The organism is Phyllobacterium sp. GQ127 (assembly GCF_059758635.1).
This window is the reverse complement of the sequence record NZ_JCAXDZ010000028.1, coordinates 1-424: the sequence shown is the minus strand read 5'-3', so window position 1 is coordinate 424 and position 424 is coordinate 1. Positions and strand designations below refer to the sequence as shown.

Here is a 424-nt window from a genome sequence, read left to right as displayed (position 1 = left end):
AGTGGCGGCGAAAGCTTTCTGATCAAGACCAATGACGATCTTCGCAAACTGGCAGCATCCCTGGATAAGCTGGAGGCGAGCAACGTAGCCTCTCCATCGGTCCTCGTTGAGGACAACCTTTGGCCCTATCCAGCGGTCCTTGCTTTGCTTCTGTGCCTTGCAGGTTTTTTCGCGGCGCGGAGGGCCCTATGAACCTGTCCGAATTGATTTTTCTCCGTCCATGGTGGCTGGTCATTCCACCCCTACTGCTGGTTTTAGGCTATGTTTTGCGGCAGAGCGGCAACGGCGGGGACTGGGTGCGCGCAATCGATCCATCGCTGCTACGAACGTTGGAAAAGCGCAGCGCCTTCAAAGGACGCGGCAAAGGTCGTCCACGATTTTCAATCTGGTTGATAGTGGCTGCTATTATCGCCGTGGCGCTGGC

The 424-nt window shown here is 56.1% G+C and carries 2 pseudogenes; both read left to right on the top strand.

The annotated features are described in order from the left end of the window. Positions 1–192 (top strand): annotated as a pseudogene (locus AC6CHM_RS25115) (VWA domain-containing protein); the annotation flags it as partial. Further along, positions 189–424 (top strand): annotated as a pseudogene (locus AC6CHM_RS25110) (VWA domain-containing protein); the annotation flags it as partial. The pseudogenes AC6CHM_RS25115 and AC6CHM_RS25110, both read left to right, overlap by 4 nt.